The sequence below is a fragment of the Terriglobia bacterium genome (genome assembly GCA_032252755.1).
Classification (GTDB): Bacteria; Acidobacteriota; Terriglobia; order Terriglobales; family Acidobacteriaceae; genus JAVUPY01.
The window spans coordinates 35,702-58,837 of record JAVUPY010000032.1 but is presented as its reverse complement, the minus strand read 5'-3'; the positions used below and the strand labels follow the sequence as shown (position 1 = coordinate 58,837).

At 56.7% G+C, this 23,136-nt stretch carries 19 protein-coding genes and 1 tRNA gene; 3 read left to right on the top strand and 17 right to left on the bottom strand.

Annotation, left to right across the window (positions count from 1 at the left end; genetic code table 11):
• The first annotated feature begins 57 nt into the window (after window positions 1–57).
• On the top strand, window positions 58–1,959 hold the full coding sequence (locus tag ROO76_08100) for an alpha-amylase family glycosyl hydrolase (GenBank protein ID MDT8068115.1): 1,902 nt from the start codon (window positions 58–60) through the stop codon (window positions 1,957–1,959).
• Window positions 1,960–2,113: 154 nt separating this feature from the next.
• On the opposite strand, the gene ROO76_08095 is transcribed toward ROO76_08100, so the two are convergent.
• The 5 genes from ROO76_08095 to ROO76_08075 form a co-directional block, all read right to left on the bottom strand.
• Window positions 2,114–3,172 (bottom strand): inorganic phosphate transporter, encoded by a 1,059-nt coding sequence (locus ROO76_08095; protein MDT8068114.1) that lies wholly within the window; start codon window positions 3,170–3,172, stop codon window positions 2,114–2,116.
• A gap of 29 nt (window positions 3,173–3,201) precedes the next feature.
• Window positions 3,202–3,819, bottom strand: a complete 618-nt coding sequence (locus tag ROO76_08090; GenBank protein ID MDT8068113.1) for a DUF47 family protein — start codon at window positions 3,817–3,819, stop codon at window positions 3,202–3,204.
• Window positions 3,820–4,005: 186 nt separating this feature from the next.
• Window positions 4,006–4,620: a DUF4126 domain-containing protein gene (locus ROO76_08085; protein MDT8068112.1), complete on the bottom strand. Its 615-nt coding sequence runs from the start codon at window positions 4,618–4,620 to the stop codon at window positions 4,006–4,008.
• A gap of 92 nt (window positions 4,621–4,712) precedes the next feature.
• The gene (locus ROO76_08080; GenBank protein MDT8068111.1) at window positions 4,713–4,940 is read right to left on the bottom strand and encodes a hypothetical protein; all 228 of its coding nucleotides are present in this window, start codon (window positions 4,938–4,940) and stop codon (window positions 4,713–4,715) included.
• 375 nt (window positions 4,941–5,315) lie between these two features.
• On the bottom strand, window positions 5,316–5,927 hold the full coding sequence (locus tag ROO76_08075; protein ID MDT8068110.1) for a response regulator: 612 nt from the start codon (window positions 5,925–5,927) through the stop codon (window positions 5,316–5,318).
• Window positions 5,928–6,229: 302 nt separating this feature from the next.
• Between ROO76_08075 and ROO76_08070 the strand changes: the two genes are divergently transcribed.
• Window positions 6,230–7,204 (top strand): PAS domain-containing protein, encoded by a 975-nt coding sequence (locus ROO76_08070; GenBank protein ID MDT8068109.1) that lies wholly within the window; start codon window positions 6,230–6,232, stop codon window positions 7,202–7,204.
• A 103-nt stretch (window positions 7,205–7,307) separates the two neighbouring features.
• On the opposite strand, the gene ROO76_08065 is transcribed toward ROO76_08070, so the two are convergent.
• The 11 genes from ROO76_08065 to ROO76_08015 all read right to left on the bottom strand — a co-directional run bounded on the left by ROO76_08065 (window position 7,308) and on the right by ROO76_08015 (window position 17,746).
• Window positions 7,308–7,396, bottom strand: a tRNA-Leu gene (locus ROO76_08065).
• Between the two features lie 165 nt (window positions 7,397–7,561).
• A complete protein-coding gene (locus tag ROO76_08060; GenBank protein MDT8068108.1) occupies window positions 7,562–8,650 on the bottom strand; it encodes a hypothetical protein in 1,089 nt (362 codons plus the stop codon).
• 30 nt (window positions 8,651–8,680) lie between these two features.
• Window positions 8,681–10,204, bottom strand: coding sequence for a Ni/Fe hydrogenase subunit alpha (locus ROO76_08055; GenBank protein ID MDT8068107.1), 1,524 nt, complete (start codon window positions 10,202–10,204; stop codon window positions 8,681–8,683).
• 23 nt (window positions 10,205–10,227) lie between these two features.
• On the bottom strand, window positions 10,228–11,199 hold the full coding sequence (locus tag ROO76_08050; GenBank protein MDT8068106.1) for an oxidoreductase: 972 nt from the start codon (window positions 11,197–11,199) through the stop codon (window positions 10,228–10,230).
• Window positions 11,192–11,671, bottom strand: coding sequence for a hydrogenase iron-sulfur subunit (locus ROO76_08045; protein ID MDT8068105.1), 480 nt, complete (start codon window positions 11,669–11,671; stop codon window positions 11,192–11,194). The genes ROO76_08050 and ROO76_08045 overlap by 8 nt, the downstream gene beginning before the upstream one ends.
• Entirely contained in the window at window positions 11,664–13,658 is a 1,995-nt protein-coding gene (locus ROO76_08040) for a CoB--CoM heterodisulfide reductase iron-sulfur subunit A family protein (protein ID MDT8068104.1), read from the bottom strand. Before ROO76_08040 ends, ROO76_08045 begins: the two co-directional genes overlap by 8 nt.
• A complete protein-coding gene (locus ROO76_08035; protein MDT8068103.1) occupies window positions 13,651–14,529 on the bottom strand; it encodes a CoB--CoM heterodisulfide reductase iron-sulfur subunit B family protein in 879 nt (292 codons plus the stop codon). The genes ROO76_08040 and ROO76_08035 overlap by 8 nt, the downstream gene beginning before the upstream one ends.
• Window positions 14,526–15,116: a 4Fe-4S dicluster domain-containing protein gene (locus ROO76_08030; GenBank protein ID MDT8068102.1), complete on the bottom strand. Its 591-nt coding sequence runs from the start codon at window positions 15,114–15,116 to the stop codon at window positions 14,526–14,528. Before ROO76_08030 ends, ROO76_08035 begins: the two co-directional genes overlap by 4 nt.
• 156 nt (window positions 15,117–15,272) lie before the next feature.
• Entirely contained in the window at window positions 15,273–15,707 is a 435-nt protein-coding gene (locus ROO76_08025) for an OsmC family protein (protein MDT8068101.1), read from the bottom strand.
• Between the two features lie 28 nt (window positions 15,708–15,735).
• Window positions 15,736–16,293 (bottom strand): MarR family transcriptional regulator, encoded by a 558-nt coding sequence (locus ROO76_08020; GenBank protein ID MDT8068100.1) that lies wholly within the window; start codon window positions 16,291–16,293, stop codon window positions 15,736–15,738.
• Between the two features lie 154 nt (window positions 16,294–16,447).
• Window positions 16,448–17,746, bottom strand: a complete 1,299-nt coding sequence (locus ROO76_08015) for a glycosyltransferase family 87 protein (protein MDT8068099.1) — start codon at window positions 17,744–17,746, stop codon at window positions 16,448–16,450.
• A 330-nt stretch (window positions 17,747–18,076) separates the two neighbouring features.
• Here ROO76_08015 and ROO76_08010 point away from each other — a divergent pair, with 330 nt between their 5' ends.
• On the top strand, window positions 18,077–19,990 hold the full coding sequence (locus ROO76_08010) for an ABC-F family ATP-binding cassette domain-containing protein (GenBank protein ID MDT8068098.1): 1,914 nt from the start codon (window positions 18,077–18,079) through the stop codon (window positions 19,988–19,990).
• 125 nt (window positions 19,991–20,115) lie between these two features.
• On the opposite strand, the gene ROO76_08005 is transcribed toward ROO76_08010, so the two are convergent.
• The gene (locus ROO76_08005) at window positions 20,116–22,794 is read right to left on the bottom strand and encodes a hypothetical protein (protein MDT8068097.1); all 2,679 of its coding nucleotides are present in this window, start codon (window positions 22,792–22,794) and stop codon (window positions 20,116–20,118) included.
• Window positions 22,795–23,136: the final 342 nt, after the last annotated feature.

The following is a 23,136-nucleotide window of genomic DNA, read 5'->3' as shown; positions in this document are numbered from 1 at the left end:
ACCGCGGGGAGCAGGGCGACCTGTTCCCCTTTTTCTTTTCGGGGGACGATCACTTCTATGCGCAGAGCGCAATGGCAACGGGCAGCGGTTCTTTTTTTCCTCGCGGTTGTTTTTGCGGTGCAAGCAGTCGCTCAAGGAGCGTTGAGCATCAGCAAGGTGGAGCCGCCGAACTGGTGGGCGGGTCTGCCGGAGAATCCGATGCTGCTGGTGTGTGGGGCGGGGTTCGACGGGGCGAAAGTTACGACGGATTATCCGGGCGTGAGCGTGGACCGGGTTGAGCCCGGAAACGAAGGGTATCTATTCGTGTGGCTGAAACTGGCCCCGGATGTGAAGTCGGGGACGGCGAAGTTCGTGGTTGCGGGGGAGAAGGGAAGAGCGGAGTTTGAGTTTCCAATACTGAAGCGAGAGCCGTGCGCAGCACAGACAGAAACAAAGGGTCCTTCGGCTACGCCGCTACGCGGCTCCGCTCAGGATGACACGGCGGTATGTCATTTCGGGCTAAAGAAAACCGATGTGCTGTACCTGATCATGCCGGACCGGTTTGCGAACGGGGATACGTCGAATGACGATCCGGCGGGCGCGAAGGGTTATTACGATCGGAGTAAGCCGCGCGGATTCCATGGCGGCGATTTGAAAGGGATAGCGGATCACTTGCCGTACTTGAAAGAGCTGGGGGTCACGGCGCTATGGCTGACGCCGTTCTGGAAGAACGCCAACGATTATCACGGGTACGGCGTGATCGACATGTACGCGGTCGACCCGCACTTCGGGACGTTGCAGGATTTCGAGCGGCTGGCCGCGGTAGCGCACGCGGACGGTATCAAGTTCTTCTTCGATTACGTTGTGAACCATGTTGGGCCGGATCACGCCTGGGCGAAGCATCCGCCGCTGCCGACGTGGTTGCATGGTACGCCGCAGGATCATCCGCCATTCGATTATCACTTCGAATACCTCGTCGATCCGCACGCGAGTTTTCAGCAGCAGAAGGACATTCTCGAAGGATGGTTTGCGGACGTGCTGCCGGATTTGAACGTGGACGATCCGCACGTGGCGAAGTATCTGCTGGATAACGCTGTGTGGTGGATGGAAACGGGCGGGCTGGATGGGTTTCGGTTGGATACGTTTCCGTATTCGTCGCGGAAATTCTGGAGCTACTGGCATCGCAAACTGTTCAGGATCTATCCGCAGGTGAACACGATTGGGGAAGTCAATAATACTGACCCGACGATCAATTCGTTCTTTGAAGGCGGCCGCAAGGAGTGGGACGGAATCGACGATGGGCTGTGGACGATGTTCGATTTCCCGGTGGAGAGCACGATTCGCGAGGTGCTGGTGAGGGGCAAGCCTGCGGACGCCCTGCAGAAGATTATGCGGTATGACGATCTCTATCTCAGGCCGGACGACCTGGTGACGTTCGTGGGGAATCACGACATAAAGCGATTCCTGAGTGAACCGGGAGCGACGCCGGGAAAGTTGAAGGCAGCGCTCGGATTGCTGATGACGCTGCGTGGTATTCCGCAACTTTATTACGGCGACGAGATTGGGATGACCGGCGGAGACGATCCGGACAACCGGCATGATTTTCCGGGAGGGTGGGAGGGAGACCCGCAGGATGCGTTCTCCCAACAGGGAAGAACTCAGCAGCAGAAGGATATTTTCGAATACCTGCGCAGCCTGATCGCGCTGCGGAAGACTCACCCGGCACTCGAAGATGGGCATCAGTGGACGATTGGGGCGGCGGAGAAGTTCTTCGCGTATCTGCGGGACGATGGGAAGGAGAAGGTGCTCATCATCTTCAATGAGGGTGCGGAGTCGATCAAACTGGATCTCAAAGATACACCGATGGAGTCGGTGCACGGGTTGGAGCCACTGATGGGGGCGCAGTCGGCAGCGATTGCGAATGAAACCGTGACGATTGCGGCACCGAGGTATGGAGTGGAGATCTACGAAGTGAAATAGGGGCCTTCCTCTTGATTGTCAGTGATGACGAAGCGAAAAAGCAGGGGGGACCGATTGAGAGAGAAATGCGGGTCCTTCGACTAAGTCGCTTCGCGACTCCGCTCAGGATGACGGGTTTTGTTATTCCGCGAGACCGTTTTATTGCACGGGCCAGCTATGCGTTGTGGTTCACGAGCCGGATGAGCCAGAAGGCGATTGCTGAGACCGCCGCTGACGCCGGGATCGTCAGAACCCATGCCCAGACGATACGGGTGGCGACACCCCAGCGCACCGCGGAGATACGGTGCGTGGTGCCGACACCAACTATTGCGCCCGTAATGGTGTGAGTGGTCGAGACTGGGATTCCGGCGAGCGCGGTGCCGAAGAGCGTAATGGCTCCGGCGGTTTCGGCGCAGAAGCCGCCGACGGGTTTCAGCTTCGTGATCTTCGATCCCATGGTATGGACGATGCGCCAACCCCCGAAGTAGGTTCCAAGAGCGATGGCACCGTTCGCGGCAAGAATAATGGGGTAGTGATAGATGCCCCAGTTACCCGCCATGTCCGCCTTGCTCATGAGTCCGCCGGTGTAGAGCGCGCCGGCGACGATCCCCATCGTCTTCTGCGCGTCGTTGCCGCCGTGGCCGATGGAATATGCGGCGGCGGAGAGAAGCTGTAATTTCCGGAACCATTTGTCGACGGTGCGCGGTGCGCGGCTGCGCAGGATCCAGTACATGCTGATCATGAAGATCCAGCCGAGGATCAGGCCCATGATGGGGGCGATGAAGATAAATGCGACGGTCTTGATCCATCCGGAAGCAATGATGACGTTGAAGGCGGTCCCCCAACCGCGCAGGATGGCCGCGCGAGCGATGGCAGCACCGGCATAGCCGCCGATGAGGGCGTGGGAAGAGGATGTCGGAAGCCCCCACCACCACGTCAGTAGATCCCAAACGATTGCGCCGCCGAGTCCGGCAAGAACAACGTACTGCGTCACGATGTCGAGCTGGATCATGCCCTTGCCAATGGTGTGCGCGACGGCGGTTCCGAGCAGGAAGGCGGCGACGAAGTTGAAGAACGCGGCCCAGACGACTGCGATTTTCGGCGACAGGACGCGGGTGGAAACTACGGTAGCGATGCTGTTGGCTGCATCGTGGAAGCCGTTGAGGAAGTCGAATACCAGGGCTACGGCAACGGTGATGAGTAGAAGTATGAGTCCTGTGTCCACTCGTTGAATTCCTTAAGAATGCGGAAAACGGCGCATGACTATGCGCTCTTGAGAATTACCGATTCCATGACATTGGCGGCGTCTTCGGCCTTGTCGGTCGCGGTCTCCAGAACTTCCATCAGCTCCTTGATCTTGATGAGCTGGATGGGATCCTTCTCTTCCTGGAAGAGCTTGCCGATGGCGTCGCGGGAGATGGCGTCGGCCTCGTTTTCGAGGCGATTGACCTCGACGCAGTGATCGAGAACCTTCTGCTGGTTTTTCTCGAGAAGTAAAACGGCCTTGGAGAGTTCCTGGCTTTGGCGGACGATGACGTCGGCGAGTTTGGCAGCGGATTGCGGCGCCGAATTGACTTTGTACATCAGGAGGCGGTCGGCAGCGGAGTTGATGTAATCGAGGACGTCGTCAAGCGCGCTGGCGAGAGCGTGAATGTCCTCGCGGTCGAAAGGTGTAATAAAGGTCTGGTTCAGTTTGACCACGACGGCATGAGTCAGGTCGTCGCCCTTGTGCTCAATGTCCTTGATCTTCTGAACCGTCTCGGGAACGTTCTTATAGTTCTGCAAAAGGCCGCGCAAAGTCACAGCGCCTTCGGTAAGATTGCTGGCCATTTCGGCAAACATGTCGAAAAATTTGGTTTCGCGCGGAACAAGGCGAACCATCTATTGGACTCCGTAGGAACGCACCGGCAGGAATCGGCTCCCGGAACGGCGCGGTATAAACACCTCAAACGTTTAACTATCTCATCCGAGGGAGAGAGGGTCAACAAAACAACCGAAGAGCAAAACGCTGAAAGTCGAAAAGCTGAAAGTCTCAAGCCAAATTCAAGGCCGAAACCGGGCACGGAGCTAGGTTTGGGCCGGCGCAGGTGACGGGCCTCGGCGAAGGCGACGAATGACGGCGCGGAGCATGCGCCAGATCCACCGGATCGCGAGGATCAGCAAAGCGACGAGGACGAGCGCGAGAGCGGCAGCTATAAAAGGATGCTGCGTTGCGAGCCAGGTAAGGAATATCGCGAGCACATCTTCCGAGGCGCTCAGCGCTATGTTGGAGAAAGGTTCGGGAGAGGGAGTCACGCCGGCCCGTAGCGCGGTCTTTCCCCCATGAGCCGCGAGGGCCACACCAGATGCAAGAGCGACGCTGGCGAAGTGCCATTCGGGAGAGAGTTGGTTGCTGGCGGAGTAGGCGAGGAGTGCGGCGACAGGCACACGTATGAAAGTGTGAACGGCGTTCCAGAGGAGATCGAAATAGGGAATCTTGTCGGCGAAGAGTTCGAGAACGAAAAGCGCGGCGGCAACGGCGATTATGCGCCAGTCCTGCAGCAGCGTCAGACTGCCGGGAAGAGCGACAGCATGGAATCGGCCCAAAAGTCCGAGGGTCGCCACCGTTGCGTAGACGTTGAGACCGGCAGCAAAGCTCGTGGCGATGATCAGGGGAACGATTTGGGCGGCGGAGAAAGGCATTGCAATCGGGGTATTTTAAAACGGCAAAACGACAACGCGGCAAAGTTTAAAGGCCGCCCGAAGGCGGCCTTTGGTGAAACGGACGTAGCAGCTTAGAGCGTCGATTCGATTTCGAAGCCCCAGGCTTCCAGGAGTGGCTCGGGCACGTACTTCGAGTTCTTGTTGCGACGAGCCCACTCGCGCAGACGAGTCGAGCGAATGTACTGATCAGGAGTCAGTTTGAACTCCCGAACCACCTGCTCGAACTCGGTGATGGTGGGGGTAACCGGACCGATGGGCTCCGGCTTTCCCCAGTTAGGATTGCCGCGTCTTTTTGCCATGAGTAAGTGTCCTACCTCTGCGATGAGTTTTTTGTGGCGGGAAAACTTGAGGGTCTCCAACTGCCTTTACTGATATAGACGTACCGAACCCGAGAAAAGCCTCTTGAGTTACCTACGAGAGCCTACATCTCATTAGATACGTACAGCGGGGTTCCCGACTCACTTATCAAACTGTTTACTTTACCCTGAAAAAAAGGATGGAGCAACGGAAAACATCAGTGGAAAATATGGAGCGAGCATATGCAGATTTCGGTTGTACACGAAGTAAGTAACTGAAAACAAGCATCTTCGCCGAATTATATAAGTATGTGCTTACCCAAAAAGTGGTAGAAATAATGTCGTTGGAACGGGAGTTCCTGCAGGCCTCTTTTGCCACTAATCAGCGGCTTCCGATTGTGCACCGGGTGGAGTAGACGGTTGAGCTAATCCAATGGCTACAAGTTGAATCTCGAGGGCCGATCCGCAAAAAATGCAGTTCGTCGCCCTGGATTGCATGTGTCCCTCACACGGGTCGATGGGAAACGTGCGGAGACAGTTGGTGCATGTAAGCATCACTGGGGCATCACCCGTCGGGGTCCAGAGCGTGCTGCTCCTGACAGCGCACTCGGCATCTTTGTTTCTGGGCGCTTCAACCAACTGCGATATCTTATCGAGGAAGTCGGAAAGTGCGTAGTTACCTTTCTGGAAGAAAGCGTCTGCAATCGGCCCTTGCGTTACATCGATGGTCAGGAACTCGCCGCTTATCGCGACTGTCGGTAGCTCTGGAAATCTGGCGCGGAGAACAGAGAGCAACTCGAAGCCGTTCATGTCTGGCATTCGCAGATCGGTGATCACCAGGTCCGGTCGGCACCGCTGAATCGCCCGGAGAGCCGCAAATCCGTCCTCGGCAGCAGTAACCGCAAAGCCGGCGCGTTCCAGTATTGCGCCGAGAACCAATCTAATGTTCGGCTCGTCATCGACAAGCAAAATTGACTTCTTGCTGCTCATAAGCAACTTTCCTTGATCGCAGGTTTCGGTGCGAACCCTGCCACCACAGAGGTTCTTGAGGAACTCTGAGAAATGACTTCCAGTGTTTATCACTTTATAACGAGAGCTGCTGAGGCAGCAACATCAGGAAACCCTTAGTCCCATGGGCAGGAGTTGTCTCTAAGCAATTGATACACACTGGGATAGTGCAAGTCTCTGCATTTGAATGTTGCCAAACCGTAGTTCGCATCTAATTTCGTTGCGACAGATCAAAGGTTGTCGTCCTCGTTGTTGTTTACCCACAACTCATGGAGTTTACGATCATGTTCAGAGCCGAAGAACTCCGGCTGGCGCAAGAGGCCGCACAACTTGCCATCTGGGAGTGGTTCGTCGACACCGACGAACTCCGGTGGCAGCCGGGAAGCGTCGAATTATTCAGCCGCCCGATTGCGGAACTGACAACGGGTGAACGATTCTTCGAGTGTGTCTCGGCGGCGGATCGTGAGCGGGTGAAGGAATGCGTTCGCGATTCTGTGTCTTCGGGCAAGAACTATTCCGTCGAGTTTCGAGTTGATCTGCCTGGTGGTGAAACCAGATGGCTCGTCTCCAACGGGTGCCTGGCGCAAGAGAGACGGCCGGGACAAATCATGATCGGCGTCAGCAGGGACATAACCGATACCAAGCGCCGAGAGATCAAGCTTCGCGCGCAGGCTAGATTACTTGATCTAGCTTACGAACCCATCTTGGTTCGGGACCCGGAAGACCGAATCGTGTATTGGAACAACGGAGCGGAACTGCTGTACGGCTATACGTGGAAAGAAGCCAAAGACCGGCGGAGCCACGAATTACTGGATACCAAATTTCCGGCTAGTTTGGCGGAGATTGAGTCGCAACTAAAGGCGACAGGTTCCTGGGAAGGCGAATTGGTTCACCGCACCCAGAGCGGCCACTACATTCATGTTGCGAGTCGCTGGCGAAGGTTCGACGCTGACGGCAGTGAGTTCGTGCTGGAAAGCAACTTTGATCTTTCGCAACGTAGGGCGCTGGAGATTGCGCGCGCCTGGGAGGCCAAGGCGAAACTGCTTGGAGAAATGGCACACGAAATCAATAACCCGCTGGAGGCCGCCAGTGGCGCCGCTCACATTTTGAAGGCGTCCTGTGATCAACAATCGGCACACTACATTGAGGTTCTGGAGCAATCAATCCAGCGCATCGCCGAGTTCATTCGGCGCTCGAACGAACTGCACAGAAATCCCCATCTTCCTCGTGGACTGGATGGGCAGAGGCCCGTGCAGTGATGGCCTCAATAACGATGGTGGGACTTATAGCCGATTTGAGCGCCCGCAAGTCATAACCGCGCGTGCGTGTATTACGCCTGGAGTAGGCAGACTCGTTCGTAATTGGTGCCGGGAGGGGGACTTGAACCCCCACAGCCCTTTCGGGCCTGCGGATTTTAAGTCCGCTGCGTCTGCCAGTTTCGCCATCCCGGCACAAAACCATATATCTTGTTTTCTTGATCTTATCACCCGCCCTCGCCGGGAAGGTGTGATGTAACAACTCCAGGACGGCTCTCGGCGTGCGCCACGATCGGATCTTTCAAACGGTGGCGATCCAGCGCGCCTTTCTTTTGCCGAGTGCACGACAGGGTGCATCGTTTACGCGTGGGATTCCAACCGGCGCTTCATCGTGTACACGAATGCGGCTGTGGCCAGGGCGATCAATGCGAGCGCGAAGATCATGTCGGAGAATCTCGGCTCGAAGGATGTGCCTGTCACGATCTCGCGAGAGGTGATGGTCGTGTTGAGGCGATTCGTGACAAATCCAGCAATCACCATCAGGCTGCTTTCCGACACCAGTCGATACTCGCCCTTTCGTGCGTTCAGAAGAAACAGGGCGGGCGTGAGAAAGAGGACGAGTTCCAGCCCGAACAGGTAACCATACAAGTGATTGCTTGCCAGATTGTGCCACTGGTGCATATCGGTGAGCTCAAGTATTCGCATCCCGATCGTCACAATCAAAACGACACGAAGAGCGATGGCGGCGACCGTCAGCGGTTCTGCCACTTTGCTTGTCGAGCTACCGAAACGCCAGAAAGAGAAGACCATCAGCGCGAGACAGGCAGATACGCCAGAGAGAAACGCATTCACGGGTAACATGGCGCTCACCCAGATGGGAGAAAAGCGGTCTGGCGCGACTGCCATGACGTTGAGGAAGGCGGATTCCTGGAGACCAGCCACGAATGCGGCAATACACGTCAATAACATCGCCACGTAGCGAACCGCGGGAAGTCGTACAAATTCGCTCCCGGGCCGGTTCCGACGCGCCGAGTAGATGTCGTCCAGGAGGATGACGGAATACAGCACGAGGGCTACCCCAGCGCCGGCAGGAATCGAATGCGGCGACCACAGACTCCAGACAGTATTCCAGTCCAGGCGATATCGCAGAATGCTTGCGATCAGTGCGCACACAAAACCGAGATAAGCGATGACCAGGCTGGTTGTTCGCAGCAATCGATATTCGGAGAGTTCCAGAACTGCGAGCACCGCCGCAATGGTCATGCCCGCTGCGGCGAGTGAGAGACCGCAGAAGATGTTCAGTGTCGCGGAGATATCCCACGGAAACACTTCATAGAGATGGAATGGATAGCCGCGAACGCGATCGACGATGTATGCCGCAGTGCCGGCAAGGACGACCACGACGAGGAAGACTCGCCAAAAGCTCAGGCCTTTCATCTTTGCCAGCATGAGGCCTCCTTGGAACGGGTACGTTCAGGACTAAAATATAGTCCTGCGGACCGTCCCGTTCACATCACGTTCCAGAGTCTCGATCAGGTTCCCATGTTTGCCCCTGACCTCTATAAAGATTGGCATTGCCTGACCGATGGCGTGAGTTGCGCACCCATTACACGGGTCGTAGGCGCGGAACGCCATCTCGACTCGGTTCAGGATCCCGTCGGTCACGATTCCTCTATGAATAAGGTCCTTCGCGGCCCTGTCGACGCTCATGGCAATTCGTGCGGCATTGTGCTGCGTCGCAACAATAAGGTTGGCGTTGGTTATGATGCCGCGCTCGTCGGTCTTGTAGTGATGAATTAATGTTCCTCTCGGCGCTTCGACGATTCCCACACCTTCAGTCGGCTTCTCCGTTGGGATAGTACGGACGTGGCGATCGGCGATCTCCGGATCGGCGGCTATTTCGGCCATCCGTTCCGACGCATAGATAGTTTCGATCAGCCGTGCCCAGTGGTTGGCAAGCGTGTGATGAACGATCCTTGCCCCAAATGTCGACCGGTACCGTTCGAGTGCTGCCTGTGCAAGTGGCGTCGCCATCTTCTCCGCGACATTGAGTCGCGCCAGTGGGGCCACACTGTAAACTCCGCTTTCTGCGCCATCCTGAAAACCTTTCCAGCCAATGGGCTTCAGGTAGCAGAACTTGACGTAACTCCAGGGCTCGACGTGCTCGGCAACGACGTTCAGGTAATCCATGCCGCGGAACCGTTTCCATTCCCGTCCATCGGGACCGACGATTCGCGCTTCGCCGTCGTAGAAGTTCGGCCGATTCTCATGGTCAACCAGGCCCATGTAATAGGTTGCGTGTGTGTAACCGTCAGACTTGATCGCGTCCGCATAAACCGGGAAGAGTTTGTTCTCGAAGATATCCAGAACACTCAACGTGAAATCTTTGGCTTCGCGCGCGAGTTCTTTAGCCTTGGCGATAGTTTCGGCACCCAGAGCCTTTGACACTCCACCCGGCAACCCGAACACGGGGTGAATCGCCTTTCCAGCAATCTCAACGTTCAAATCCCGCAATTGCTGGCGGGTCGAAATAACCTTCCTGGCAGCATCGATCCCCAGCACCTTTATTACCCCAAGGACGTTGCGTTCTGCCGAAGGCGCGTCCGGGCCGACGATCAGGTCCGGTCCTCCGAGGAAGAAGAAGTGCAGCAGGTGGTCTTCGATGTAGAAGATGGAGTACGCGAGTTCCCGAATCAGGTGCGCAGCACGGGGTGGCGTAACGTGGAAAACAGCATCCAAAGCCTTCGTTGCGGCCATGTGATGCGCCATCGGACACACCCCGCAAATCCTTGACGTGATCTGCGGCATCTCCTCTGCCGGTCGCCCCTGGACGAACTTCTCGAACCCACGAAGCTCGGGAACCTGGAAGTACGCTCGTTCGACTTCTCCGGCATCGTCAAGAAATATAGATATTTTTCCGTGGCCTTCAAGACGGGTAATGGGGTCGATGGTGATCGTCTTCTTCTCGCCTTTTCCAACGGGCTCGATCGTTGCGTGAGACATTTCCACCCTCCACGATTCAACGGCTATTTCGAATGCACTAACGCTCTCTGCAGCAAGGATCCCGGCAAGCTATACCGATAGAATGTTCCGACCTCGTCGGGAAGTTCAGCGAGCGCCAAATCGATAGCTTCTGTCTCGGTCGCGGACAAACTCGACGCCAATGCCGACAAAAGTTTTGCCCCTTGGTCTCGCACCCTGTCGCTGGGGCCGAAACATCCCGTGCACGGCATATTTCCGCGAATACATGCCGCATCGCACCCGGCGCGTGTACCCATCCCCAGGCACACGATCCCTTGCGCAAGCAGGCACTTCTCCGGATCGATCTCGATTCCATAGGTTCGGTGAAGCGATTCCAGCGAGAGTTTCTCCGGCTTACTCTCTTTCCGCGGGCACTCTTCGCAAAGGGCAATATTGGGAGCGAGAACAGTTCCCCGATCGGGCAGTTCGCCGGAGACGAGCGCCCGCAAGGCCTCGGATACGACTTTTCGGCTGGGAGGGCATCCGGGGATGTAGTAGTCCACCGCAATAACCTGGTCGAGCGTCTTTACCGTTTCGCGGAACTCGGGCAGGCCCAGCGCGTGCATCTCGTCGAGTGTGTTCGTGCGCGGCAACACCGCGTCTGGCTCCGTGGTTGGTGAATCGTTGAAGGCCGCTGAGAGGATGTCCTGGCTCGAATAGAGATTCGCCAACCCGGGAATTCCTCCCAGGTGAGCGCATGCCCCGAACGCAATTATGTACTGCGATTTGGCACGAAGGAGATGCGCCATTTCTTCCTGCTCGGAATTACGGACAGCCCCGTTGATCAGAGTTGCCAGCAAGCCTCCGTCGGCAAGATTTTCAACATCGCTCCGTTTGCCATCGAGAGCCACCGGCCAGAAAGCAATGTCAACAGCATCCGTCAGCGTCAATACGCCCTCGGCGAGATCCACGACCGCCTCGTCACATCCTCCACACGACGCGCACCAGTACAGAGCGATCTTCGGCTTGTCAGGCATGGATCAGTTCCTCCGCTTTTGTCATTTCTGCTTTTGGAACGAGGTCAAGCTTCAGCGGGCCAAGTTCGCGGATCTTGCCGACCATTTCACGAATGACATCACGAACACGATCCGCTTCCGCCGCCGAAATCCATTCCAGTCGGACCCGCTCCTCTTCAATCCCCATCTTGACGAGCATCCTGCGCAACAGCCGGAACCGGCGAAGTGCCTTGTAATTGCCTTCGCGGTAGTGACAATCGCCGGGATGGCACCCGCCGATCAGGACACCGTCAGCCCCGTGCGCAAATGCATTCAGAATGAATTGCGGATCCACCCTGCCGGAACACATCAGGCGGATGACGCACGAATTCGGCGGATACTTCATTCGGGAACTGCCCGCCAGATCGGACGCCAGGTACGTACACCAGTTGCAGAAGAACGCTACGATCCTGGGCTCAAACACCGTTGTGGCATCTTCTTGACCGTTAGGCATGGAGCAGCACTCCTTCTGTCTCGGCAAACACCTCTTCGTCTTCGAAAAAGTTCTGGTTGATCGATCCGGACGGGCACGCGGAAACGCAAGTTCCACATCCCTTGCAGAGTATCTCGTTGACGCTCGCCTTTGATTTCACTGAATCGAACGCAATTGCGCCGTACGGGCACATTGGGATACATGTCTTGCAGCCCGAGCAGTGTTCTTCGAGCACATATGCCGTGTAGGGATCGAGTTCGATCTCGCCGGCATCGATCAGTGCCATGACTTCTGCGGCGGCGGCTCCCGCCTGTGCGACGGTCTCGGGAATATCCTTCGGGCCCTGGCAGGCTCCCGCAATAAATACGCCGTCCGTAAAGGTGCTGACCGGAGCCAGCTTCGGATGGCGCTCGAGGAACCAGCCTTCGCTGGCGCAGCTCATGTTGAAGAGTCGGGCGACATCTCGCGCGTCGGCTTTCGGCTCAAGACCGACCGATAGCACTACCATGTCCACCGGAATGCGGCGGACAAAGCCAGCCAGCGTGTCCTCGGCCCGAATGATGAGCTTGCCCTCTTCTGACGGATGCGCCGGCCAATCGGATATCTCGGCTACCCGTCCCCGCACAAAGTGGACACCCTCATCGAGCAGCCTGTCATAGAACTCCTCATATCCCTTACCGGGAGTTCGCATGTCGATATAGAAGTTGTAGACCTCGGCCCCGGTACGCTCCTTGATAAGGTGCGCCAACTTGAGCGAGTACATGCAGCACACCTTCGAGCACCAGCGATTCGTGTTCTGATCGCGCGAACCGACGCAGTGAACAATCCCCACCGATTGTGGCTGGCGTCCATCCCGCATCTGAAGCACACCACTGGTCGGCCCGGAGGCATTGATCAGACGCTCGATTTCCAGCGACGTATATACGTTCTTGTACTGCCCGTACCCGTAATAGGCATTTCGTTGTGCGTCGAAGGTCCGGAATCCGGTCGCGAGAATGATGGCCCCGACGTCGATCTCCTCGATGCTCTCTTGCTGTTTGAAGTCGATGGCGTTGCGTTCGGCGCAGGCCTCCACGCATGTCTTCTTGCACTTCCCAGTCTTGAACTCGATGCACGCATCAGGATCGATAAGGACCTTCTGCGGTATGGCCTGAGGGAAGGGAAGATAGACGGGCTTGCGCTTACTCAGTCCTTGATTGAAAGCGTCGGGTGTTTTGCCCTCTTTGTAGATGCAGGCTGTAATGCATTCCTGGCATCCGACGCACAAGTCCTCGATAATGTAGCGGGGCTTTCGGCACACCGTAACCTTATAGTTGCCGACGTAGCCTTCCACCTGCGTGACCTCCGAATACGCCCAAAGCGAGATATTCGGATGGGAGCCGACACTCGTCATCTTTGGCGTGAGGATGCAGGCGGCGCAGTCGAGGGTCGGAAAGGTTTTGTCGAACATTGCCATGTGCCCGCCGATCGTGGGCTCCCGTTCCACCAGGTACACATGTTTGCCGGCATCGGCCATGGTGAGTGCAGCGTGAATTCCGGCAATCCCGCCACCAACCACGAGAACGTTCGGATTGATCGGTACGCGCCGTTTTTCGAGACTCTTATGAAGTGCAACACGCCTCGTCGCCGCGCGTACGAGGTCCATAGCCTTCGCCGTTGCGGCCTTGTGGTCCTGATGCACCCATGAGACGTGTTCCCGAATGTTTACGAACTGCAGATAGAACGGATTGAGTCCGGCCCTGCTCAAGACATTGTGGAACGTCTTCTCGTGCAGCATCGGCGAGCACGCGGCAACAACGATGCGGTTCAGCTTCTTATCAGCAATATCAGTGCAGATGAGCTCCTGGCCCGGGTCCGAACACATGTATTTGTATTCCCGGGCGACCACCACGTTCGGCAGGGTTCGCGCATACTCTGCGAGTGCCATCACATCGACCGTCGCGGCAATGTTGCTTCCGCAATGGCAGAGGTAAACACCAATCCGACAATCCAGTCCCGGATCAGACATGTGCCAGCTCCTCCTTTCGGGTCAGAGCTGCAGACAACGGGATGAGTGCGCGATTCAGGCCCAAGGCCCGTTCGTCGATTCCCAGAGCCAAGCCTATGAGCTGCGTGAAGTAAACAATGGGGAGAGGCTGGCGGACTCGATCCCGGGCCGCCTCCTTCTGGAACGCTTCCAGGTTGAATTGGCAGAGCGGACATGCAACAGAAATAATGTTGGCGCCGTTGTCCACCGCTGTCTTGAGCAGGTAGTAAATCAGGTCCAAACCGATCTCCGGCAGGCTGCCCTTCTGGCTGCCGCCGCAGCAACGTGTCTTGACCGGGTAGTAAACGACCTTGGCGCCGCATGCTTCGAGCAGTTTGTCCATCGAGGTGGGATTTCGCTGGTTGTCGAATAATGAATAAGGACGCACGATCTGGCACCCGTAATAGGGCGCAACCTTGAACTCCCGCAACGGGCGTTTCACCTTCGATTTGAGCTTCGCCAACCCGAAATCGTTCAAGAGGATTTCCAATGGGTGCAAGACTTTGACCTGCCCCTGGTATTCCAACCCGATGCTTGCCAGCGCTTTATCTACGGTGTAACGAATGTGCGGGTAGTCGTGCACATAGTAGTGAGTCTTATTGAGGACCAGGTAACAAGCGGCGCAGGGAGCGACGATATCCTGTTTCATCTTACCGGCGATCGCAAGGTTTCGCCCCGCGAGCGCGTAAGACTGAATCTCGTCGAACGACATGTAAGTCGTGGCGCCGCAGCAATTCCAGTCCGGCAACTCTTCCATTTCGATATCTAGCGCACGGAACACGGCTACGAGGGATTCGTCGTATGCCTTGCCCGTGCCGCGCAGCGAACATCCGGGGAAGTATGCGTAGGTCATATGGCCAGCTCCTCCTCGGCAGCAACGACTGTGTCCAGCATCTTCCGTACGTCACCAACTTTGGCGACGTTGTCGTGGATAAGAGGCATGCGGCCGGCACGCATCAAGCGCAACCCCAGCTTGGACATGCCAAATAGCCTGAAAATCGCGGTCTGGAGGAAGACTCGCATAATCAGCCAGCTCTCGGTGATTCGGCCATGCCTGCGAATGCTGCGTGCGAATGACCGTGCCAACACCGGCATTGGAAGTCGCTTGGGATAGAAGCCCTCGGTAATCGCACGCTCTTTGAGGGCATACATCATGTGGGTGATATTGATCTTCTTCGGACACTCCACCATGCACGCGTAGCAGCAAGTGCAGAGCCAGATGGTGAGGCTGCTCAAAACCTCTTCTTTGAAACCTTCGCGTGAGAGGTGCATCAATCGGCGCGGGGTGTAATCCATGTAGAGGGAGAGCGGGCAACTGCCGCTACACAGTCCACACTGGAGGCAATGGCGGATCCGTTCGCCACCGACTGTCTGGCTGACCCACTTGGCGAACTTCGGGTCACGTTCAACCTCGAACTTCACGATCCGTTGGATTTTCATTGGCGGTCCTTGGTCGACGGACGCTCGAAGACGACCGGGCGAGAGATTCCGCACCGTCGAGTCGTAATGCTTCGTAAAAGGAAGACGACCCAAGGGGCCTGGGACGCGAGAGTGTTCGTGCTGTGCCGATGAACTGGCAGGCGCGTCCAATTTGGACTACGTTCTTGCTTGCTGAAGCTCCGGTTCTACCATCGCTTCAATGGAGACTCTTTGTTCCAACAAACGACAAATCGGGCAATGTGCCCGTGCGTCTTCAACGATCTCTCGAAACGTATCGGCTGTCAGGGCACTACCGCTTGCAACTACATTCACGTATATCGAATCCAGTTCGGCTTCGCGGGAAGCTTCAGCGAAACGTACCCGGGCCTTTACCTTCAACTGGTCGGGGGCGAGGCTCCGCCCGCTAAGCACTTTCATGGTGACGACACACATGCACGAGGCAACCGCACGCGCCAGCGACTCACATGCGTATTCGCAGAGGGAGTGATAGTACCCGGCACCCGTACAGAAGAAAGATGCGCCGTCTTCCGCACTTCCGGCGTGCACCATCACCGAATCAACCTTCCAGAGCGCTTCTGACGATCTCTCCATAAGGCCCTCCGGTTCATATCTCTGGAAACTAGGCCCTTTGTACCGACTCCTCTTTATTCCTCGTCCGACGGTAAGCGCAAACGTCTCCACTCTCTTCACGAATTACGCAACGCTCCCGCAAATGAATGCCGCACTGCAGGCAGATATCCTCGGAGCGTACAACGTGCTTCACGATCCGGGCCGATAGCACATCCAGGCGCTTTGATAATTCGAGAATCTCGGTGCTACGCATGTCCCTGCAAATCGCAGAGATGCTTCGCAGTCGGGCCGCGTCATAGGCCTTCAGCAACTTCTTTCCCGAACTGGTCAAGAACAGGTCTGTCGCACGACGGTCTGGCTTGGCCTCGATTCTTCTGACCCAGCCGCCTCTTACGAGCTTTTCGACAGTCTTGCTTGCCGCGGCATCGCTCACGTCAAGAAAAACGGCGACGTCTCCAATGCAATGAGTTTCAGTGCGAGATATGAGTTGCAAGACCTTAATCTGAGTCGGAGTGAGCAGCCCCTCGGACAACTGTCCAATCAGTTTTCGCTCCAGCACATTCGTGAGCGCCGAAGCAAAAACATGAGCGCTTCCAAGAAGATCCATCAATGTTCTGTTCGGCCCTTGCATACGGTTAACCACGTTAATTGTTAACGTAGTTGTATGACCAAATGATAGTACGAAAGTTGTTTCCTGCAACTTCTTTTTTTTAAGAAATAGCTCTTTGGCCTGAGAGTCAATCTCGGCAGCAATCTGATGGCTATGCCGAAGCCTGAGACTGTGCTCCTGAAGAGACCCCGTCAATGACCACGGCTTCGTCCTTTTCGCGGTAACTTCGGCCCGGAGATTTCTGCATCTTTGCCAGCAAGAACAAGGCCACAGCAAGGATTATCCAGATTTCGTGACAGAGCACCAAAACGATGAACGGCTTGTTCTGCAGCAATGAGGCCGGGAGTCGGCCAGTGGCGATGAAACGCATGATTGCGGAAGGAACCGGCGCAATGAAAGGAATGAATGCCACCGCGATCGCCCAGCCGTACCGCATGGTCGCGGCGGCTGCGACGGCGAAGACGATCACTCCGGCGTCGTTAATGCGGTGGTAACTGGGGAGCAGGAGTATGACATTAATGGCAGCGAAGCCAAGCAGGGGCGATACTTCGCGACGAATCATCCAGTAGGCCCACAGCGCCACGAGGACCACCACGATACCGATCGCAATGGTATTGATGACGGCGCGATCGGAGAGAACCGACCCGAGAATTACCTGCAGGTTCACCAGTTCATAGCGCGCGGGGTTCGCGAGCGAGAAATCGTCGGGACCACCCGTGTAACCGATGGCCACAGTCCTGGTGAGCAGCTCGGGGATCCACGAGCTGCCAATAGCAGTGAATTCAAGACGTAGCGCAAACATCGCAGTAGCAGCCAGACCTGTCAGCACGGAAACCATCACCGGCCCCCAGGTGCGCTCAAAAATAAAAAATAGCAGCCCAGCACCGGCCAAGTGCGGCTTAAAGCATCCCGCTATACCAAGCAGTATTCCGGCGAAGATCGGGCGTTCGAAACGCCAGAGGTAGCTGAAGCCGAGACAGGCGATAACGAGCGTAGACGCATTGCCACCCTTGATCCCGGTATGCAGATTCGCGAGCGACAGTGCGAGGGCGAGAAAAAGAAGGTTCCTGGAGCGAAAGAGCAACAGCAGCATTGCGAACACTATCGCGCCTGTGAACCAGATCCAGACCTGGTCGGCGACCAAGGCAGGCAGCAGTGTGAATGGTGCGATGAAAGGGATGCAGGGTGGCAGGCCCGTTCCCGACCCACCCATCGATGTGTCCTTAGCAGCTCGCAGAACAAATTCCAGTGCGGGACGGCCGTCCTTGACCCACTGATCGACCACCACGCTGGGCGAATAACAATTGAGGCCCCGCAGCCAGACGTGAGCAATGGTGAACGAACCTGCAAAATCGTTGTACCCGGTCGAGTGGATCGCACGCAATGGGCCGCGGACCAGGAAGAACAGAAAAGCAATCGCCACCAGGAGCTTAGGAAGATGCTGCCTCAATTTCATTTCGCAAAGTATAGAGCAACTCCGACGCTGGCACCCGGATGACGAAGTATTCAGGCTGGTTCCCGACAGTAACGTCGGGAAAAGAAGGCCGTGCGTTCGAAGGTCTCAAATCCCGGCGCCAGTGTCTAGCGTGCTGCAGAAATTCCAACAGTTTGGGATCGCTAATAACGCATTTCGGCGGACGAGACCAGCTGGTGGCGTTGTCACAACCACCTGATCTGCCGGGGCTTCGGATTCAGGCGTGAATACTGTTACGATTAGAAAGGCTCAATAAATTGGCACGAATGCTGTAAGCGGTGATCTCAGAGAGCCCGGTGTTCTGCAATGATTCAGTTGTCGGGGGCCGGAAAGCGTTTTGGCCCAAAACTCCTTTTTGAGAATTTGAACTGGCTGATCACGCCCCAGGACCGCGTTGGACTGGTGGGGGCGAACGGCACGGGGAAGTCTACGCTGCTGAAGATCCTCGGCGGGATGGAGACGCTCGAATACGGGTCGATGGCGGTGACCAAGGGCACGAGCACGGGGTATCTGCCTCAGGACGGTCTGCGGCTCGAGGGGCGGACCGTGAGGGAGGAGTGCCGCACGGTTTTCGCCGACATCGATGCGATGGAGAGCGAGCTAGAGTCGTTGATGAACCGAATGTCGGACTTGGACCACGAGAGTGCGGAATATGCTGACGTGGCGGACCGGTTCCATCGCGTTCAGTCCGAGTTCCACACGCGCGATGCGTACACCATCGAGGCGCAGATCGGGACGGTACTGTCGGGGCTCGGTTTTCGCAAGGAGGACTGGGAGCGGCGGACGGAAGAATTCAGCGGCGGGTGGCAGATGCGGATTTCGCTTGCCAAGCTGCTGCTGCAAAAGCCGAACCTGCTGCTGCTGGACGAACCCACAAACCATCTTGACCTTGAAACCCGCAATTGGCTCGAAGACTACCTATCGGAGTACCCGTACGCCTATGTGCTGATCTCGCACGACCGCTACTTCCTCGATGTGACGGTAAAGAAGATTGCCGAGATATGGAACAAGGACGTCCATTTCTATACGGGCAATTACGAGAAGTATCTGCGCGAAAAGCAGCAGCGCCGGGATTCGCTGGTAGCCGCCTACAACAACCAGCGCGAGCGAATCGAGCAGTTGGAAGCGTTCATCAATCGCTTTCGCTACCAGGCGACGAAGGCGAAGCAGGTGCAGAGTCGTATTAAGGAATTGGAAAAGATCGAGCGAATTCAAATCCCGCCGGAAGAAAAGACCATCCACTTCAAGTTTCCGCAGCCAAAGCCGAGCGGAAGGATCGTCGCGGAGTTCGACGGCGTTGGAAAGAATTATGGCGAGAAGCAGGTCTTTTCGAACGCGAGCTTCATTATTGAGCGTGGCGAACGGATCGCCCTGGTCGGTGTGAATGGGGCAGGGAAGTCGACGCTAATTAAGTTGCTGGCGGGGATCGAGAAGCCCACGACTGGATCGTTGCGCCTGGGACACAACGTCGAGCCGGATCATTTTGCCCAGGATCAGTACAAGGTGCTCGATCAGGAAGCGAGGGTCCTGGACGACCTCGGCACTCTGGCTCCAGGCGCGAGCAACACCGAGTTGCGCAGCCTGCTGGGATGTTTCCTGTTTTCGGATGACGACGTCTTTAAGCCAATTGGGGTGCTGAGCGGGGGCGAGCGGAATCGCTATGCCCTCGCGCGAATGCTCATGCATCCTTCGAACTTCCTGCTGATGGACGAACCGACTAACCATCTCGACCTGCGCGCCAAAGACGTATTACTCGAATCCTTGCAGAAGTTCACGGGAACGGTGGTATTCGTTTCGCACGACCGCTACTTCATCGATAAACTCGCGACCCGCATCTTCGAAGTCGGCGACGGCCATGTCACGGTATTTCCCGGGAACTACGAAGACTATCTCTGGAGCAAGCAGGGAAATGCGCCTCGCGCAGAGATTCGCAGGACCGAGCCGACGCTGGATGATGTGCCGATGCCAGAAAGACCGGACGGAAAGAAACGGGTAAATCCGATCAAGATGCGGCAGATGGAGGAGCGCTGCTCGGAATTGGAGAAGGCGATCGAGGCCTCCGAGCAGAAGATCGCCGAGTGCGAGACGGGCTTGGCAAATTTCGTCAGCGTAGAAGAGACGCAGCGCCTGAGTTCGGAATTGGAGGATCAGCGCAAGCGGGTTGCGTCGCTGATGCAGGAATGGGAAGAGGTCTCACAGTTTCTGCAAACGAACGTGTAAAGCAACCGAAGAACTGAAGATTCGCTGAACCGAATAACTGAGACAAGGAGAGCAGTAAAGCAACAACCCCACCCTAGCCAAGACGCGGCTAGGATGGGGTACCTGCATTGAGGGGGAGCAGGATCTTATTGAAGCGAGACGAGGATTTCGATTACGCCTGTTCCTTTCTCCAGGTTTTGGAGAGCTTTTCCGACAATCGCACCCGGCATACGCGAGCGGTCGGTGCCACGCATCGCATGACCAGGTGTTGATGAAGTGACAAGGAGGTCGCCGCGCCGAATCGGTCCGTTTTCCGCAGAGACGCGGCAGGGAACTATCCCGACCATTGCGAGGGGAATTTCATCGGTACTGGATTCGAGTGGATGTCGCGAACCGACGATACCCGGTTTTGAGGAGAACACCCCGGCGACGGCGGTTGAGTAAGGTTCCGCCGAGAGCGCGAAACTGCGATCGGCGTCGCTATTAACGACGAGCACGTCACCCGGTCGGTATTCCTGTTTTGCGCCGCGGACAGAAACAGACTCGGCGTAATCCGCCCCATTCGGATTGAAGGACCCTAGCGCGAACACCGTTCCAGTCGTATCCACGCGGAAAACTTTCCGACTCAGATTGCCGGCTACGAGTACATTGCCGGTCTGCACAGAGCTGACAAACATACCGGCCACGCCGTTCGCAGAATCTACGCGGCCGTAAACCCCGTACGTAGCACCGCTGAGACTGGTTGCGTAGCCGAACACTCCGACTCCGTTATTACCCTGGTTACGAGCCATCAGGGCGTAATTCGTTGAGGCAGTCGATATGGCATTGTTCTGAGCGTATACCCCCGCGGAAGAGTTGCCGGCGGAGGCGATGCCGACAACGCCATAGTTGGTTCCCTGGGTTGATGTGGCGTCGCCCTGTACGCCAACGCCCTGCGAGCTTCTAGAGACCCCATGCACGCCGATGTTGAGTCCGGTCGAGCTCGATGCCTCGCCGTAAACAGCCTGGCCCTCGGTGGCGCCGGTCCTCGCGTTTACTCCCATCGCTGTTCCCGTCGAGGAGAGAGCGATCGCGGAGACCGCCGTTCCCACCGTGCTGCTGGACTCTGCGCGAAGTGCCACGGCTACTCCAGTCCCGGAGGTGTTGCGCGCAATAAGGGTGTCGTTTACCGGGTCGCTGATTGTCGTAGTGAGGGAGCCCTGGACCAGCTGTGATCCCGTGAACGTGTTCGACCCAATAGTGGCGGCAACACCCGCGATAACCGTTGGCGAAAGAGCTGTCCCCAGCTTCGCTGAAGTGATAGAGCCGTCGGCAAGTTTGTCCGTCGTTACAGAACCGTCCGCGAGTTTCGTTGAACTGATACCTCCGTTCGCGAGTGCCAATTGCGTCGTCAAACCAGAGGTAGTGACCACGAGGGCGGGATCGTTCGATGTAATCGTCTGCTGCGTGGCGGCGCCGGCCGTCGAAAGCGCAGTACCGTCGGGAAACACAAGTTTGCCGCCGCTGGAGAGCTTCAAGTTTCCGGCCACCTCCAGGGGTGCAGTCGGCGCTGTTGTTCCGATACCAATCTTGCCGTCCGACTGAACGATGAAACGCCAACTGCCGCCGTGCATGATTCCGAACGGTGCAGCGGCGACCGTATCAGTTTGGCCAATAAACAACTGCGGAGCGTCACTTTCACCGCTGTACCATGTACCAGATGGCTGGGTCCCGGAGGCGCGGAGGCGCACGCGGCCAGCGACATCGAGACGGAACTGCGGATCGACGCCGATCCCAACATTGCCATTCATGTCCACGGTGAATCTCCAGGCGTTGTTGTGCCAGACACCGAGTGCGTCAGTGGACGAAATTCCTTTTTGTCCGATGAAAAGAACGCGAGTCCCGTTCGCGCTCGTGAACCAGATTCCCGAGCTTCCCTCGCTGCTGGCCCGGATAACGGCCCGGCCACCGAGGTCGAGCCGTGCCGTCGGAGCAATTCCGACACCGATTCCGACATTGCCGGCATTGGTCATCGCGAATCGCCACGCACCCCCGTGCCAAAATCCGATGGGAGATGCCGCATCGAGGCCAATTTGACCAAGGAATAGCTGTTGATTTCCCGTCTGATCCGTGAGCCACAGTCCTGACGTCGCCGATCCGCGGGCGCGAAGCTTGATCCTCCCATAAACGTCGAAGCGCTGAGTGGGAGAGGGTACGTCGAGCCCAAGCCCCGTGGAGTTCTCCGAGACGCTGGAGCTCGCAATCGTCGAGGCATCGAGGAATTTCGCCAGGTAGTTGGGAGTGCCGGGATTTATCGTAATATTCGAACTAATGCTCGATGACCCGGACGTCGACGCTGAAGCCAGTGACTTGGACGCGGATTGGTCCTGCAATACAAATGCTGTGGCCGGATGACCGCCGAGGGTTTCGGCGTCGGAGGCCTTGGCTGCGTACGGAACGGCCGTGAGGAGCACGCGCGGCAGTTCTACGCCTTCTTCGGTGGTGACGGAGAGCCATCGAGCCTGATTTGCGCTGAACAACTGCGGCGGGAGTCCGTCGTTCGAAGAGGCTCCCAGGCGGACTTCATATTTTCCGTTGGCATCGACCTGCACGTTCTGACGCTCGCTCCATAACGCGGTGCCTCCCTGCTGATCACTGAACAAAGAGAATGTGAGATTGATCACATAAGGTGCGGACGTAGTTGAGGCAGCAGGTAGCGAACCCGCATAACGAACCAGGCGGGGAAAATTCGATTCCTGCGCAAACACCGTCGTGCCAATGAGAAAAAGAAAGAAGACAAGCGATAGAAACCGATGTACGAAAGGATTTGGGAGCGATAATGGCATGCGTTGGGAACCTTGTGCGGCCTGGAATGCGTGTCCATGAAATTGCCATCGACGGCTATTCGCATCCGACAACACATCTGACCGTCATCAAGTCTAAGAAGGAAACACGATCAGGAGTACCGCTTGTTACTGCCGTTTCGAAACTCTGTTCCAAGGCGGGAACGATAAGTTCATCGAAACGTGTGCCAAATACCACACTAAAGTGACCTGCATCACGGCGTCTTGAGAACTTCAGGCACAAACTACAGTTGTCCCAGACACATCGGGTTCTGCCCAGGTGTTCTGTTCGACACTGTGAAGTGCGGACCAGGATTCTACCTCGGCAGAGACGCGCTCCCCGAA

Excerpts from the sequence above, each read along its gene's own strand:
- ROO76_08045 (MDT8068105.1), bottom strand. The coding sequence starts at position 11,671 with ATGCCTAACGGTCAAGAAGATGCCACAACGGTGTTTGAGCCCAGGATC.
- ROO76_08035 (MDT8068103.1), bottom strand. The coding sequence starts at position 14,529 with ATGACCTACGCATACTTCCCCGGATGTTCGCTGCGCGGCACGGGCAAG.
- ROO76_08030 (MDT8068102.1), bottom strand. The coding sequence starts at position 15,116 with ATGAAAATCCAACGGATCGTGAAGTTCGAGGTTGAACGTGACCCGAAG.
- ROO76_08070 (MDT8068109.1), top strand. The coding sequence starts at position 6,230 with ATGTTCAGAGCCGAAGAACTCCGGCTGGCGCAAGAGGCCGCACAACTT.
- ROO76_08025 (MDT8068101.1), bottom strand. The coding sequence starts at position 15,707 with ATGGAGAGATCGTCAGAAGCGCTCTGGAAGGTTGATTCGGTGATGGTG.
- ROO76_08080 (MDT8068111.1), bottom strand. The coding sequence starts at position 4,940 with ATGGCAAAAAGACGCGGCAATCCTAACTGGGGAAAGCCGGAGCCCATC.
- ROO76_08060 (MDT8068108.1), bottom strand. The coding sequence starts at position 8,650 with ATGCTGGCAAAGATGAAAGGCCTGAGCTTTTGGCGAGTCTTCCTCGTC.
- ROO76_08005 (MDT8068097.1), bottom strand. The coding sequence starts at position 22,794 with ATGCCATTATCGCTCCCAAATCCTTTCGTACATCGGTTTCTATCGCTT.
- ROO76_08090 (MDT8068113.1), bottom strand. The coding sequence starts at position 3,819 with ATGGTTCGCCTTGTTCCGCGCGAAACCAAATTTTTCGACATGTTTGCC.
- ROO76_08085 (MDT8068112.1), bottom strand. The coding sequence starts at position 4,620 with ATGCCTTTCTCCGCCGCCCAAATCGTTCCCCTGATCATCGCCACGAGC.
- ROO76_08075 (MDT8068110.1), bottom strand. The coding sequence starts at position 5,927 with ATGAGCAGCAAGAAGTCAATTTTGCTTGTCGATGACGAGCCGAACATT.
- ROO76_08055 (MDT8068107.1), bottom strand. The coding sequence starts at position 10,204 with ATGTCTCACGCAACGATCGAGCCCGTTGGAAAAGGCGAGAAGAAGACG.
- ROO76_08050 (MDT8068106.1), bottom strand. The coding sequence starts at position 11,199 with ATGCCTGACAAGCCGAAGATCGCTCTGTACTGGTGCGCGTCGTGTGGA.
- ROO76_08010 (MDT8068098.1), top strand. The coding sequence starts at position 18,077 with ATGATTCAGTTGTCGGGGGCCGGAAAGCGTTTTGGCCCAAAACTCCTT.
- ROO76_08100 (MDT8068115.1), top strand. The coding sequence starts at position 58 with ATGCGCAGAGCGCAATGGCAACGGGCAGCGGTTCTTTTTTTCCTCGCG.
- ROO76_08020 (MDT8068100.1), bottom strand. The coding sequence starts at position 16,293 with ATGGATCTTCTTGGAAGCGCTCATGTTTTTGCTTCGGCGCTCACGAAT.
- ROO76_08040 (MDT8068104.1), bottom strand. The coding sequence starts at position 13,658 with ATGTCTGATCCGGGACTGGATTGTCGGATTGGTGTTTACCTCTGCCAT.